Source organism: Ensifer sp. ENS06, from assembly GCF_014852205.1.
Lineage (GTDB): Bacteria > Pseudomonadota > Alphaproteobacteria > Rhizobiales > Rhizobiaceae > Ensifer > Ensifer adhaerens.
Genome location: NZ_JACVBC010000003.1, coordinates 514,058 through 526,381, shown reverse-complemented (window position 1 = coordinate 526,381; position 12,324 = coordinate 514,058). Strand labels below are relative to the sequence as shown.

At 63.7% G+C, this 12,324-nt stretch carries 11 protein-coding genes; 1 reads left to right on the top strand and 10 read right to left on the bottom strand.

Annotated elements, in window-relative coordinates; genetic code table 11:
- Positions 1-5 precede the first annotated feature (5 nt).
- The 5 genes from IB279_RS16005 to IB279_RS15985 are packed head-to-tail and all read right to left on the bottom strand — an operon-like array spanning position 6 to position 5,658.
- Entirely contained in the window at positions 6-1,001 is a 996-nt protein-coding gene (locus tag IB279_RS16005) for an aldo/keto reductase (RefSeq protein WP_090296784.1), read from the bottom strand.
- Complete coding sequence (locus IB279_RS16000; protein ID WP_034805596.1) at positions 998-2,008, bottom strand: sugar-binding transcriptional regulator; 1,011 nt, start codon at positions 2,006-2,008, stop codon at positions 998-1,000. The genes IB279_RS16005 and IB279_RS16000 overlap by 4 nt, the downstream gene beginning before the upstream one ends.
- Positions 2,009-2,010: 2 nt before the next feature.
- Positions 2,011-3,000, bottom strand: coding sequence for an ABC transporter permease (locus IB279_RS15995; RefSeq protein WP_060521961.1), 990 nt, complete (start codon positions 2,998-3,000; stop codon positions 2,011-2,013).
- A gap of 28 nt (positions 3,001-3,028) precedes the next feature.
- On the bottom strand, positions 3,029-4,570 hold the full coding sequence (locus IB279_RS15990) for a sugar ABC transporter ATP-binding protein (protein ID WP_060581047.1): 1,542 nt from the start codon (positions 4,568-4,570) through the stop codon (positions 3,029-3,031).
- 59 nt (positions 4,571-4,629) lie between these two features.
- Positions 4,630-5,658: a substrate-binding domain-containing protein gene (locus tag IB279_RS15985; protein ID WP_034805587.1), complete on the bottom strand. Its 1,029-nt coding sequence runs from the start codon at positions 5,656-5,658 to the stop codon at positions 4,630-4,632.
- A gap of 235 nt (positions 5,659-5,893) precedes the next feature.
- Between IB279_RS15985 and IB279_RS15980 the strand changes: the two genes are divergently transcribed.
- Positions 5,894-6,880 (top strand): LacI family DNA-binding transcriptional regulator, encoded by a 987-nt coding sequence (locus IB279_RS15980; RefSeq protein WP_060521959.1) that lies wholly within the window; start codon positions 5,894-5,896, stop codon positions 6,878-6,880.
- 64 nt (positions 6,881-6,944) lie between these two features.
- On the opposite strand, the gene IB279_RS15975 is transcribed toward IB279_RS15980, so the two are convergent.
- The 5 genes from IB279_RS15975 to IB279_RS15955 all read right to left on the bottom strand — a co-directional run bounded on the left by IB279_RS15975 (position 6,945) and on the right by IB279_RS15955 (position 12,139).
- Positions 6,945-8,210 carry an ABC transporter substrate-binding protein gene (locus IB279_RS15975; RefSeq protein ID WP_113504696.1) on the bottom strand — a complete coding sequence of 422 codons (1,266 nt, stop codon included), beginning with the start codon at positions 8,208-8,210 and terminating at the stop codon, positions 6,945-6,947.
- 24 nt (positions 8,211-8,234) lie between these two features.
- Entirely contained in the window at positions 8,235-9,068 is an 834-nt protein-coding gene (locus tag IB279_RS15970; protein WP_113504697.1) for a carbohydrate ABC transporter permease, read from the bottom strand.
- Positions 9,065-10,027: a carbohydrate ABC transporter permease gene (locus IB279_RS15965; RefSeq protein ID WP_083523550.1), complete on the bottom strand. Its 963-nt coding sequence runs from the start codon at positions 10,025-10,027 to the stop codon at positions 9,065-9,067. The genes IB279_RS15970 and IB279_RS15965 overlap by 4 nt, the downstream gene beginning before the upstream one ends.
- A 106-nt stretch (positions 10,028-10,133) precedes the next feature.
- Positions 10,134-11,300 (bottom strand): ABC transporter ATP-binding protein, encoded by a 1,167-nt coding sequence (locus IB279_RS15960; RefSeq protein ID WP_060581051.1) that lies wholly within the window; start codon positions 11,298-11,300, stop codon positions 10,134-10,136.
- Positions 11,297-12,139, bottom strand: coding sequence for a metallophosphoesterase (locus tag IB279_RS15955; protein ID WP_060581052.1), 843 nt, complete (start codon positions 12,137-12,139; stop codon positions 11,297-11,299). The genes IB279_RS15960 and IB279_RS15955 overlap by 4 nt, the downstream gene beginning before the upstream one ends.
- Positions 12,140-12,324 lie beyond the last annotated feature (185 nt).

Below are 12,324 nucleotides of genomic sequence, written 5' to 3'. Positions count from 1 at the left end.
GTCCGTTAGCTGTCCATGTTGACGAGCGTCGCCGCGATGGCCGCGTCGATCCCCGCGAGATCATCGTGATCGAGCCGGATCGTCCCGGCCCTTGCATTGTCGAGCGCTTGCGCCGGATTGCGTGCGCCGCAGAGCGCGAAAGTCACGCCCTCCTGGCAGAGCGTCCAGGCAATGACGATCTGGGCGATTGTCGCGCCATGCTTTTCTGCGACCGGCTGGATGGCCTTGGCAAAGGCCGCGACCTTTTCGCGGTTGCCGACCGAGAAGCGCGGATTGTCGCGCCGCTGGTCGTCGCCTGAAAACACCCGTTCCGGCCCGATGCCGCCGGAGAGAAGCCCGAGCGCCAACGACGAGTAGCTGAGCGTGGCGACGCCGTTGCGCCGCGTCAGCGGCAAAAGCTCCGCCTCGATCTCGCGATCGATCATGCTGAAGCGTTCCTGGATCGCGTCGAGCCCGCCGATCGCGATGTACTGTTCCAGTTCGCTACGGCCGACATTGCTGGCGCCGATCGCCCGGATCTTGCCCGCCTGGCGCAGCTCTTCGAGCGCGGCCATGGTCTCCTCGATCGGCGTCGTCGGGTCCTGCCAATGGGTGATGTAGAGGTCGATGTAATCGGTGTCGAGCCGCTTCAGGCTCTGCTCGACCTCGTGATGGATCGCATCTCGGCCGAGGTAGCGGTGCACCGGCTTGCCGTCCTGGTCGAAGAAGTGCTTGCCCTTGTCCGTATGCCAGACGAGCCCGCACTTGGTGGCGATGATTGCCTTGTCGCGGCGGCCGGCCAAAGCCTTGCCGACGATCTCTTCCGAGCGGCCGAGGCCATAGGCCGGCGCCGTATCGATCAGCGTCACACCGGCGTCCAGCGAGGCCTGGATCGCCGCGATCGATTCCCGCTCGTCCGTGCCGCCCCACATCCAGCCGCCGATCGCCCAGGTGCCGAGCCCGACGGCCGAAGCCTTCACGCCCGATCGGCCGATCTCCCGCATCAATTGATCCCCGCTCATGCCAGAAGTCCCTTTTCGCTTGCCATGGCGAGCACGCGCTCGCCGGTCGCCTCGTCCGTCACCAGCGTGTCGAGGTGGTGTCCCCGCATGACGCTGAGGATCGGTCCGGCCTTGTTCGGTCCACTTGCCACGCCGATCTTCGTCGGGATCGAGGCGAATTCTTCGAGCGTCAGCGAGACCAGCGACCGGTTGAGGCTGTAGTCACAGACACGTCCCTCATCATCGAGCAGATGGGCGAGAAGTTCGCAGCTTGCGCCAGAGCGCTCGATTGCCGCTCGGTCCGTGCTCGAAGACGGATGCAGGTCGTAGTAGCTCGAATCGTCCGAAAGGATCGAACCGATGCCGACCACCGCCACCTTCGCTTCGCGCGCCCTCCCGAAGACATCCGCCACCGAGCGCATGTTGATCAGCATCGCCCGCTCGGCGGCACTGTCGGCAAAGAGCGGCGCGTGGATCTGGAAAGACCGCCCGCCGAGCCGGTCGGCCATCATCGTCGAGACGTGGTTCACATCCGTATAGTGCTTGCCCTGGACGCAGCCGGTGCCGGGGATAACCTCGACATCGAAGCGGCGCGGCGCCTGCAGCCCCGCGACGACGGCACTGACGCCCTTGCCGCCGGTGATGCAGATCGTGTCGCCATCGCCGATCTCTTCGAGCAGCAGCCGGGCTGCCGCCTCGCCGACCGCCTGGAGTGCGGTCTGCTGATTGTCGGAAACGGTCGGCACGACGATCGCCCGGCGGATGCCGCCGATCGCAAGCAACTGCTCTTCCATGTCGACCAAGGGCTCGATCGGCGACTTGATCTTGATCTCTACCAGGCCAAGCTGACGGCCGCGCTTGATCAGCCGGTTAACGGTCGGCTGCGAGATGCCGAGCCGATCGGCGATCTGCGACTGGGTCAGTCCTTCGAGGAAATGCAGGACGAGCGCCTGATGCATCTGCCGCGCGACGACGAGTTCTTCTCGCGCACTTGAGGCCTGGGACAAAATGGGTTTGGCAATCGGCATGGTCAGGCTGCCTTCCGCTTGTGCAGCAGGTGGTCGATGGAAACGGCAGCCAAGAGAATGCACCCCTTGATCATGTCCTGCCAATAGACGGAGACGTCGAGCAGGATCAACGAGCTGGTGACGACCGAGAGAAGAGCGATACCGAGGATGGCGCCGAGGATGGTGCCCGAGCCACCGTTGAGCGAGGCGCCGCCGATGACCGCCGCAGCGATGATGTTGAGCTCCATACCGACCCCGAAGGTGGGCGTCGCGGCGCCGAAGCGCGACATGTAGATGACGCCGGCGACACCTGCGAGCGTCGAGCAAAGCACCGTAACCCAGAACTTCACCTGCTTGGTCTTGATGCCCGAATAGAGCGCCGCCTTCTCGTTGCTGCCGGTATAGAAGACCTTGCGGAAGGCGGTCGCCCGGCGCAGCAGGAAGTCGAAGAGCACGACGACGGCGACGAAGATCAGGATGACATAGGGCACGCCGTGGAAGGTGCCCTGCCCGACCGCCTTGAACGACGCCGGCAGCGTGAAGAGCGACAGCGGCGTGCCCTTGGTGATGACGAGGCAGAGGCCGCGCACGATCACCATCGCCGCCAGCGACGTGATGAAATGATTGAGCCCGACGACGGTGACGAAGAAGCCCATGATCATCCCGATCATGCTGCTGGCGAGGATGCCGACCAGCGAGGCCGTCCAGGGATCGACACCGGCGAGAAACAGCGAACCGGCCAGCACCATGGCGAAGCAGACGACCGAGCCGACGGCGAGGTCGATGCCGCCGACGATCAACAGGATCGTCATGCCGACGACGACGATTCCTTCGACCGAGAAGCTCATCAGCATGGCGCGCATGTTGCCGAAGGTGAGAAAATGCGGCGAGGCAAAGCTCATGATGATACCGAGCGCCAGGATGATCGCGATCAGCCCTGCCTCACGCATCGTGCCGATGCGTTTCCAGGCGGGCGCCTGCGCATGCGTTGCAACCATCGTATCAACAGCCATTTCCGCCTCCCCGGCTCTATCAGTTCTTTCAGGCGACATGATCCACCATCCGGCCAGCCTCGGCCGTTTGCGTCACCCCTGAGGCCAGGCGGATCACCGCCTCCTCGCTCATTTCTCTGTCATCAAGCTCGCCGGCGATCGCGCCTTCGCGCACGACCAGAACCCGGTCGCAAAGCCCGAGCAGCTCCGGCAGTTCCGACGAGATCACGACAATGCCGATGCCGGTTTCTGCAAGCTCGCGCAGCAGCCGGTGGATTTCGGATTTGGCGCCGACATCGATGCCGCGCGTCGGCTCGTCCATCAGGATCACTTGCGGGCGAACGGCGAGCTGCTTGGCAATCGCCACCTTCTGCTGGTTGCCGCCCGAGAGCGACGAGACCGGCATATCGATGCCGCCCATGCGCACGCCGAGCCGGCGGACGAAATCGCGGGCGAGATCGGCCTCGGCCCTGGAATTCAGCAATCCGAGCGGCCCGGTCAGCGTCTTCAGATCAAGCACCGAAATATTCTGCGCGATCGACAGGTCGACGAAGACGCCGGAGCCCTTGCGATCCTCCGAGAGATAGACGATGCCGGCATCGACCGCGTCGCGGTAGTTGCCGATGCGCTGCGGCTTTCCGCGCAGCGTAATGTCGCCCTTCGACTTGGCCCTCAGACCGCAGATCGCTTCGGCGATCTCGGTACGACCGGAGCCGATCAGACCGCCGATGCCAAGAATTTCGCCCCGCTTCAGATCGAAGGAAACGGTGTCGATGCGGTCGTCATCGCTCAAGCCACGCACAGAGAGAATGGTCTCGTCCGTCCGCGCCTCCGGCGCCTGCTTTTGCGGATAGAGCTGGCTGATCTCGCGGCCGACCATGCGGCGCACGACATCGTCAGCAGTCACGTCGGCGATCTTCTCGGTGACCACATGGCGGCCATCACGAAACACGGTGACGCGGTCGCAGAGCGAAAAAATCTCGGCCATGCGGTGGCTGATATAGATGATCGATATGCCCGCGGCCTTCAGGTCGCGGATGATGGCGAACAGCGCCTGCGCTTCTGCTTCCGTCAGCGCCGCGGTCGGCTCATCGAGGATCAGTACGCGGCAGTCGAGCGTCAGCGCCTTGGCAATCTCGACCAGCTGCTGGCTGGAAATGGCGAGGTCGGCGACCTTGCGGCGGACGTCGATCGGCGCCAGCCGGTTCATCACTACCTGGGCTTCGCGTTCGAGCGCGCCGTAATTCATCAGCGGCGAGCGCCGGCGGTTGGTGGCCGCCATGAACATGTTTTCCGCCACCGTCGCATCCGGGCAGAGCGCGATTTCCTGGTGGACGAGGCCGATGCCGAGCGTCTGGGCGGTCGCCGGCGAGGCGATTTTCACGGGCGCTCCATCCACCAGCACCTCGCCGTCATTCGGCTGCAGCACACCGGCAATGATGTTCATCAGCGTGGATTTGCCTGCGCCGTTTTCGCCGCAGAGTGCGTGGATCTCTCCCCGCTCGAGGCGAAAATCCACCTCCGTCAGCGCCTTCACCGCACCGAAATGCTTGGTGACGCGCCGGACCTCCAGAACCGGTTGTGCTGTCATGCTGTCCTCCACCCGCAGTCCTGGCTGCCCGGAAACGACCGGGCAGCCAATTCACAATCTTACTCGTCGATGCCCTTGGTGCCACGACGCTTCAGGTACTTGTCCCAGTAGAAGTCATCGGCATTTTCGGCGGTAACGATCGAAAGGCCGTTGTCGACGAAGGGGATGCTCATCGGGTTGAAGCCGGAACGCTTGGCGTCGTTCATCGGGTCGATCAGTTCCGGGTGCTTGGCCATCCACAGGAGCATGAAGCCCATATAGCCCTGCATGCCCTGGTTCGGGTTGATCGAACCGAAGACTTCGCCGGCCTTGATCATGTCGAGGATGTTGGCGTTCACGTCGGCGCACATGACGAGGACCTTGCCGCCGCTTTCCTTGCTGGCCTGGGCCGCACCGATCGCGGAGTTGGCTTCCGGCATGAACACGGCGCCGAGGTTCGGATTGGCCTGGATGAGGCTCATCAGACCCTGATAGGCCTTGTTCGGATCCTGGTTCGAGGCGGCGCGACCGACGAGTTTCATGTCGGGCCACTTCTCGGCCATGCGATTGACGAAGGCGGTAATGCGCTTGTCGTGGTTGTCCTGGCCGGGGTTTTCAAGAACGGCATATTCGCCCTTGCCGCCCATCTTCTCGGCGATCGCGTCGGCGGCATAGATGCCTTCGCGGGTGTTGTCCGAGGTGATGAAGGAGACGCGCTTCGACAGCGGCGAGTCCGCAGCGAAGGTGACGACTGCCGTGCCCTGATCGATCGCCCGGTTGATCGGCTCGATGAACGGATCGGAGTTCATCGGGTGCACCAGAATGCCGGCCGGGTTCTGGGCAAGCGCCTGGTCGAAAGTGGCGATCTGCTTGTTGACGTCATATTCCGGCGTGCCGGTATATTCGGTCTCGCAGCCGAACTGCTGGCCGGCCTGCTTGAACATTTCATAGACCGGGAACCAGTATTCGACGCCGGATACCATGACGTTCATGACGTATTTTTCGCCGGGCTGGCAGCGAAACGGGTTCGCCGTTTCGGCGCTTGCCGAACCTGCCCAAAACGAAGCTGCAATGACCGCCAGAGCGGTCGTGCTGAGAAATTTGCGCACGCGTCCTCCTCGAGGCCGAAGCCCCTCCCAAAAACCGATAGGGCCGTTTGTTTGCGGCCGCTGAATGTATGAGTTCGCCGGAACTCCTCCTCGACTTCCGACGATTGCGATTTAAGCCGCGGACTCGGCTTATGTCAATATAATTCACAGCATGAATAATAATTCACGCGCGACGTGGAAAACCTCGGGTCCGGTCCTTCAATCAGCTGTCACGCAGACCCGTTAGAGCGCGATCATGGTTACCCTGCAACAGATCGCCTTTCATGCCGGCTGCTCGCTGGCAACCGTATCGCGGGCGCTCAAGGGCGAAGGTCCCGTCAGCGACGAGATGGTGCGTCGCGTGCGCCGGGCGGCGGCCGAACTCGGCTACCGGCCGTCGCCGGCCACGGGACGCGCCACCAACCGCAGCCAGCCCGTCGTCGGCGTGCTGGTGCCAAGCGTCACCAACCCGGTGTTTGCCGCCTCGCTCGGCGGCATCCAGCACCGTTTGCAGGCGGCGAACCATGGCGTGCTGATCGCCCAATCCAATTATGATCCCGCACTCGAGGCGCGCGCCGTGCGCTCGCTGCTCGAACAGCGGCCGACCGGTCTGATCCTGACGCTCTGCGACGCCAAGACCAGCGAGGCGCTTTCGGCGGCGCTGCCGCCGACGGTGCTTCTCAACAACCGGCCGGTCGCACGCTTCGCTGCCGCCGTCACCGTCGACAATTACCGGGCCGGTTTCGATCTCACCCGCCACATCCTCGACCACGGTCACCGCCGCATCCTCGTCGTCTCCGGCCACTTCCGTTCATCCGACCGGGCGCGCCTGCGCTATGACGGCTATTTGGCCGCTATGCAGGAAGCCGGCGCCCGGCCGATGGAGGCGGTCGAGATCCCCTTCGTCGACGGCTATGAAAACCTCGACCTCGCGACGGTTCTTGCGCAGCACCGCCCGACCGCAATCATTGCTTCCAACGATCTGCTGGCGCTCGGCGTGATAGCAGCGCTGCGGCGTGAAGGCCTTTCCGTGCCTGACGATGTCTCCGTCGCCGGCTTCGACGGCATCGCGCTTGGCCGGCTGATGACGCCAACACTCACCACCATCTCGATGCCCGACGGCGACATGGGGCTCGCAGCGGCGGCGCTGCTGCTCGATATGGCCGAGAATGCGTCGGGCTGCCGCCATCTCAATCTCGACTGCCGACTCTACGCAGGCGGGACTGTTCGCCACCTCGCGTGAGCAAACACGAAAACACCGCCTCGAAGTTTCCTTCGGGGCGGCGTCGATCGATTTGGTTACAGGATCAGCTGCGCGGCAGCAGGCTTTCGACTTCGGCCGCGGCCTCGTCCAGCGCTTCCTTCGGCGAGGCCTGCTGCTCGACGATGCGCGACAGGTTCTCGACGATCGTCTGCGTCACCTTCACCCCGTTGCTACCGGGGAAGGCATACCAGGGGCGCATCAGCGCCATCTGCTCGAGACCAGCGCGGAACAGCGGGTTTTCCTTGTAGAAGTTGGCGAGATACTCAGGCGACTTGGCGGCCAGCTCGTTGTTCGGCACATAGCCGGTGCCGGGAACGACAACCGAGGCGCCATAGGGGCCGGCTGCGAACTTCGCGAACTTCCAGGCGGCTTCCTGCTTTTCGGCGTCGCGCGTCAGGATAACGACGGCGTTGCCGCCGGTCGGCAGCTTGCCCTTTGCCGGGTCGATGAGCGGGATATGGGCAGTGCGCAGGTCGAACTTGTCGCCGACATTCTTGATGGTGTTGCGCAGCGCACCCGTCGTCTGGAAGGCGAAACCGACCTTGCCGGCAACGAAGGCCTGCTCGCCGGCCTGCTTGGTCAAAACCGGCAGACCGCCTTCCTTGACCATGCGGTCGAGCACTTCGACGGCCTTCTCACCTTCGGGACCGTTGAAGGCAACCTTGCTTTCGTCTTCGCTCAGCATCTCGCCGCCGGCGCCGAAGAGCAGCGCGGAGAACATCCAGTCATCGCCCTGCCAGCGGAAATCGATGCCCTCGTTGCCGTCGCCAAGCGCCTTGATCTTGCCGCCGAGCGCAATGACCTCGTCCCAGGTCTTCGGCGGGTTTTCCGGGTCGCCGCCGGCTTTGCGCACGAGATCGGCGTTGTAATACATGATCGGGTTGGAGGTGGCGAAGGCAAGGCCCACCTGCTTGCCGCCCACCTGGGCGAGCTTCAGGATGTTTTCGGAAAAGCCCTGCTCGGCCATGTTGCCGTGCTTGGCGATGAACGGGCCGAGATCAACGGGGACGTCGCGCTCGTTGACCATGCGCAGGCGGTTGAGGCCGATGAAGGTGAGATCGGGCATCTCGGCCGTTCCGGCCTGACGCATGATCGTCTGGATGCCTTCCTCATAAGTCGCCGACGGATTGGCGAAGGTGATCTTGATATCCGGGTTTTCTTCCATGAACTTCTTCGAGATCGTATCCATCACGTCCTTGAAGAAGCCGGGCATCGGATAATGCACCGTCAGCTGGGTCTCGGCGTCGGCGGGGGCTGCGAGCATCAGCGATGCGGCAGCCGCGGTGAAAAGCTGTCTCAGATGTGTCATGGGTTGCGCTCCAGGTTGGACCGTTCAGCCTTTGAGACCGGTCATGGTGATGCCCTCGACAAAACGCTTCTGCGCCAGCAAAAACGCGGTCACGAGGGGAAGGGTGATGATGAGGGTCGCGGCCATCAGCGCGCCGTAGTCGTCGCCGGCTTCCGCGGCGCGGAAGTAGAGAAGGCCGAGTGGCGGGGTCGCATAGTCCTGGTTGGTGACGACGATCAGCGGCCAGAAGAGATCGTTCCAGTGGGCGACGACGGAGAAGATTGCAAAGGCGGTGATCGCCGGCCAGGCGTTTGGCACGATGACGCGCGCGACGATGCCGGCTTCAGACATACCGTCGAGGCGTGCCGCATGGATCAGATCGTCGGGCATGGCGCGGAAAAACTGCAGGAAGAGGAAGATCGCGAATACCGAGATCGAGAACGGCGCCACTAGCGCTGCGTAGCTGTTCAGCACCGACAACCTGTCGAAGGCCACGTAAATGGGCAGCGCGGTTGCGTGGATCGGTACCAGGAGGCCGAGCATGACCAGCACCATCATGGTGCGGGCCGCCCGAAACTTCAGCTTCGCCATGGCATAGGCGCAAGGGATGGCGACGACGATCTGGATGACGAAGATCAGCGCGCAGACGACAACGCCGTTGAAGAGCAGGGTCGTCATCGAGACGCGCGACAGCGCCTTGGAAAAGTTCTCGACATAGGACCACTGCTCAGGGATCAGCGACAGCGACGAGGAGAAGATCTCGCTCTGAGCCTTGCCGGCGGTCGAGACCATGAAGATGTAGGGCGCGAGGAAGATGAACGCGCCAAACGAGAGAACGGCGAGGCGAATGAGGCGGGTGACGGAGATGGTGTTGGTCATGCGTAGTGCACCTTCCGGTCGAGCACGCGGTACTGCAAGAACATCAGGACGACGAGGATGGCGAGGAAGACGACGGTCATGGCCGAGGCATAGCCGACGCGCAGATAGACGAAGCCCTCCTGGTAGATGGTGAAGAGCAGCACCTCCGACGCCTTGTTCGGACCGCCCTCGGTCAGCGTCTTCACCGTCTCGAACACCTTCACCGAGTTGATGATGCTGATGGTGGTGACGAACAGCGTCGTCGGCCCGAGCATCGGCCAGGTCACCAGCCGGAAACGATCGAACCAGGTCTTGGCGCCGTCGACTTCGGCTGCGGCATAGAGCTCGCGCGGGATGGCGGTGAGACCGGCGAGGAACAGCACCATGTTGAAGCCGACCGACTGCCAGATGCCGATGATCGACAGGCCGTAGAGCACCGTGCCGGAGGCGCCGAGCCAGTTGGGGCCGGCAATGCCGAAAACGGCCAAGAAGGTGTTGATCGGGCCGATGGTTGGGTGAAACAGGAATTGCCAGACCGTCGCCATGGCGACGAGCAGCGAGGCCACCGGCAGGAAATAGACCGTGCGGAAGAACGCCCGGCCCTTGGTTTCCGCCTCGATCAGCATGGCGATCGCCAGCGCCAGCACGATCGAAACCGGCGTGACGATCGCGGTGTAGATGGTGGTATTCCAGAGCGAGCGCCGGAAGGTGCGGTCGCTGAAGAGTTCGGCATAGTTCTCGAAGCCGACAAAGCGGAAGCTGCCGTAGCCGAGCTCGAAATCGGTGAAACCGAGAACGATCACCGCCGCGGTCGGTAAAAGGATGAAGAGGACGAGCAGCGTGATGGCCGGCAGCGCTAACAGCCAGGCAATGCGGGCCTCGCGGCGATCGGGATCGGTGGCCGCGGCACCGATCGCCGTCTGGGTCCGCAGCCGCTGCGCCGGCTGGGCACCGTCTCGCAGAGATGAATGCTGAGGCATTGCCTCCAGCCGATCTCCCCCCTTGTGGGGGAGATGCCCGGCAGGGCAGAGGGCGGTATCCACGCAATCCGCCGCCCCTGCCGCCGTATCCCGATTGGAACCCGCCTTAGCCATGGATCTTCTCCAGCGTCGCGGCGATAGCGACCCGCTCGGCCGGCAGCCGGGTGCCCTCGCCGTCGAACAGCATCGCCCGTTCCGGCATGAACTCGACGTCAACGGGCTGACCGATCGCGAGCGCCGCGGCCTCGGCAGGTGCTGACTTGGCAGTGACCACCTCGCCGATCGCATCGAGGCGGGCATGGACGATCACCTCAGAGCCGAGGAACTCCATACGCTCGACCCGCGCGCTCAATCGGCCGGCGCTTGCCGCATGGAAGCGCACGAATTCCGGGCGGATTGCGAGCTTCACTGAAGCATCCGGCGCCTGTCCGCGGCTTGCCAGAAGCACCAGATCGCCGAAGCGCACGATGCTCGCCGTATCCGTGCGGGTCTCCAGCACGTTGATCTTCGGCTGGCCGAGGAAGCGTGCGACCTCGATATGGGAGGGGTTGTCGTAGATCTCCTTCGGGGTCGCCAGTTGCAAGAGATTGCCGCCGATCATCACCGCCACTCGATCCGCCATCGACAGCGCTTCCGACTGGTCGTGGGTGACATAGAGCGTCGGCACGCCGGCGCGGCGGTGGAGATCGACGATCTCGCCGCGGGCGTGGACGCGCAGGTTGGCATCAAGATTGGAGAGCGGCTCGTCCATCAGGAAGACGGCCGGGCGGCGCACCATGGCGCGGGCGAGCGCCACGCGCTGGCGCTGGCCGCCGGACATCTGGCCGGGCTTGCGGTCGAGCAGGTGATCGATCTTCAGCGCCAGCGCCATTTCCTTGACCTGGCGCTGGATATCGCTGCGGATCTGCTTCTGCCCCGGCATCAGATTGCCGATCACAGGCAGGCGCTGCGCCGCTGTCAGCCGCCGCATCGCAAGCGGCACGGCGATGTTCTCGCCCGCCGTCAGGTGCGGATAGAGGGCATAGGACTGGAAGACCATCGCGACATTGCGATCGGCCGCGGCCATGCGCGCGACACTGCGGCCGCCGATGACGATCTCGCCGCCGTCGCCATGATCGAGACCGGCGACGATGCGCAACAGCGTGCTCTTGCCGCAGCCGGAAGGACCAACGAGCGCGATGAACTCACCCGCCTCCGCCTGCAGGCTAACCCCCTTCAGGATCGCGTTGCCGCCATAGGACTTGGTGATACCCTCTAGCGAAAGCACGCTCATTGCGCGGCCTCCACACGGACCGTCTTCTTGGCCGCCAGCGGGTAGACCTCTTCGACGATCGGATCGAGCAGGTGGCTGGTCAGTCCCGGCACCGCGATGATCTCGCTTTTGACGTTGACGTCGCTAAACTCGTGTACGACGGCGCCGACCAGCCGCTCGCCCGGCATCGGCCGTTCCAGCGTATCAATGATGAAGGAGGTCGGCGGCGCCCAGACGAGCGACGTCCCGGCGTGCTTGCCCGTCCAGGCCCAGTGCAGGTGGCCGCTTGCATGCAGCGCCACCTCGGCTTCGGCGAAAAGATCAAACAGGCGTTGGCGCTGGCGCGGACGGATGCCCCAGTAGCCGGTGTCGCCTTCGCCCGGATCGTCGACGAAGAGCGGCTTGTGGGCAAAGACGGCCACCCGGCGGCCGTCGCGGCTGAGCAACTGTTCCTCCAGCCAATTAAACTGCCTGTCTTCTTCTTCGTCCTCGAAGCCGATCAGCAGGCTGTTGAGGCCGAGCAGCCGCCAGTCGCCATGGTCGCGGCCCCAGTAGTCCGGACCGGCGAGCCGGCGCCAGCGGGCAAGCCGAACCGGATCCACCGGCTGGTGCGAACCCGGCAGATGGCCGACATCGTGATTGCCGGGAACGATCAGCACCGGCATCGAGAGCTGGCCGATCAGATCGAGCGAGAAGGTGATGTCGTCCTCGTGGTCGGCACCATCGATGGTGACGTCGCCGGTGTGGATGACGAGATCGGGTTTTACCGCCTCGATCCAGGCGCGAACCGGTTCCCAATTGCCATTGAAGTGGCTTTTGGCGGGGCTGAGATGGGTGTCGCTGATCTGGACGATTTTCATGGAAACGGGCCTCCGACGATGGCTTGCGGTATCCGCGTCGGAGGGCTGATACTTCCCTTCTCTGCGGTTGGCCGCAGTCTTTAGGGAGCCGCCATGTCAGTTTGGTAACAGCCGTTCTCAGCTGATTTTCAGTTTCTCCATGAAAGCGTCATCTTCAGAAGACCGACGGGCCGAGTAGGCCCCGT

Coding starts and splice junctions, on each gene's coding strand:
- IB279_RS16000 (WP_034805596.1), bottom strand. CDS start 2,008: ATGCCGATTGCCAAACCCATTTTGTCCCAGGCCTCAAGTGCGCGAGAA.
- IB279_RS15980 (WP_060521959.1), top strand. CDS start 5,894: ATGGTTACCCTGCAACAGATCGCCTTTCATGCCGGCTGCTCGCTGGCA.
- IB279_RS15970 (WP_113504697.1), bottom strand. CDS start 9,068: ATGACCAACACCATCTCCGTCACCCGCCTCATTCGCCTCGCCGTTCTC.
- IB279_RS15955 (WP_060581052.1), bottom strand. CDS start 12,139: ATGAAAATCGTCCAGATCAGCGACACCCATCTCAGCCCCGCCAAAAGC.
- IB279_RS15960 (WP_060581051.1), bottom strand. CDS start 11,300: ATGAGCGTGCTTTCGCTAGAGGGTATCACCAAGTCCTATGGCGGCAAC.
- IB279_RS15975 (WP_113504696.1), bottom strand. CDS start 8,210: ATGACACATCTGAGACAGCTTTTCACCGCGGCTGCCGCATCGCTGATG.
- IB279_RS15965 (WP_083523550.1), bottom strand. CDS start 10,027: ATGCCTCAGCATTCATCTCTGCGAGACGGTGCCCAGCCGGCGCAGCGG.
- IB279_RS16005 (WP_090296784.1), bottom strand. CDS start 1,001: ATGAGCGGGGATCAATTGATGCGGGAGATCGGCCGATCGGGCGTGAAG.
- IB279_RS15995 (WP_060521961.1), bottom strand. CDS start 3,000: ATGGCTGTTGATACGATGGTTGCAACGCATGCGCAGGCGCCCGCCTGG.
- IB279_RS15990 (WP_060581047.1), bottom strand. CDS start 4,570: ATGACAGCACAACCGGTTCTGGAGGTCCGGCGCGTCACCAAGCATTTC.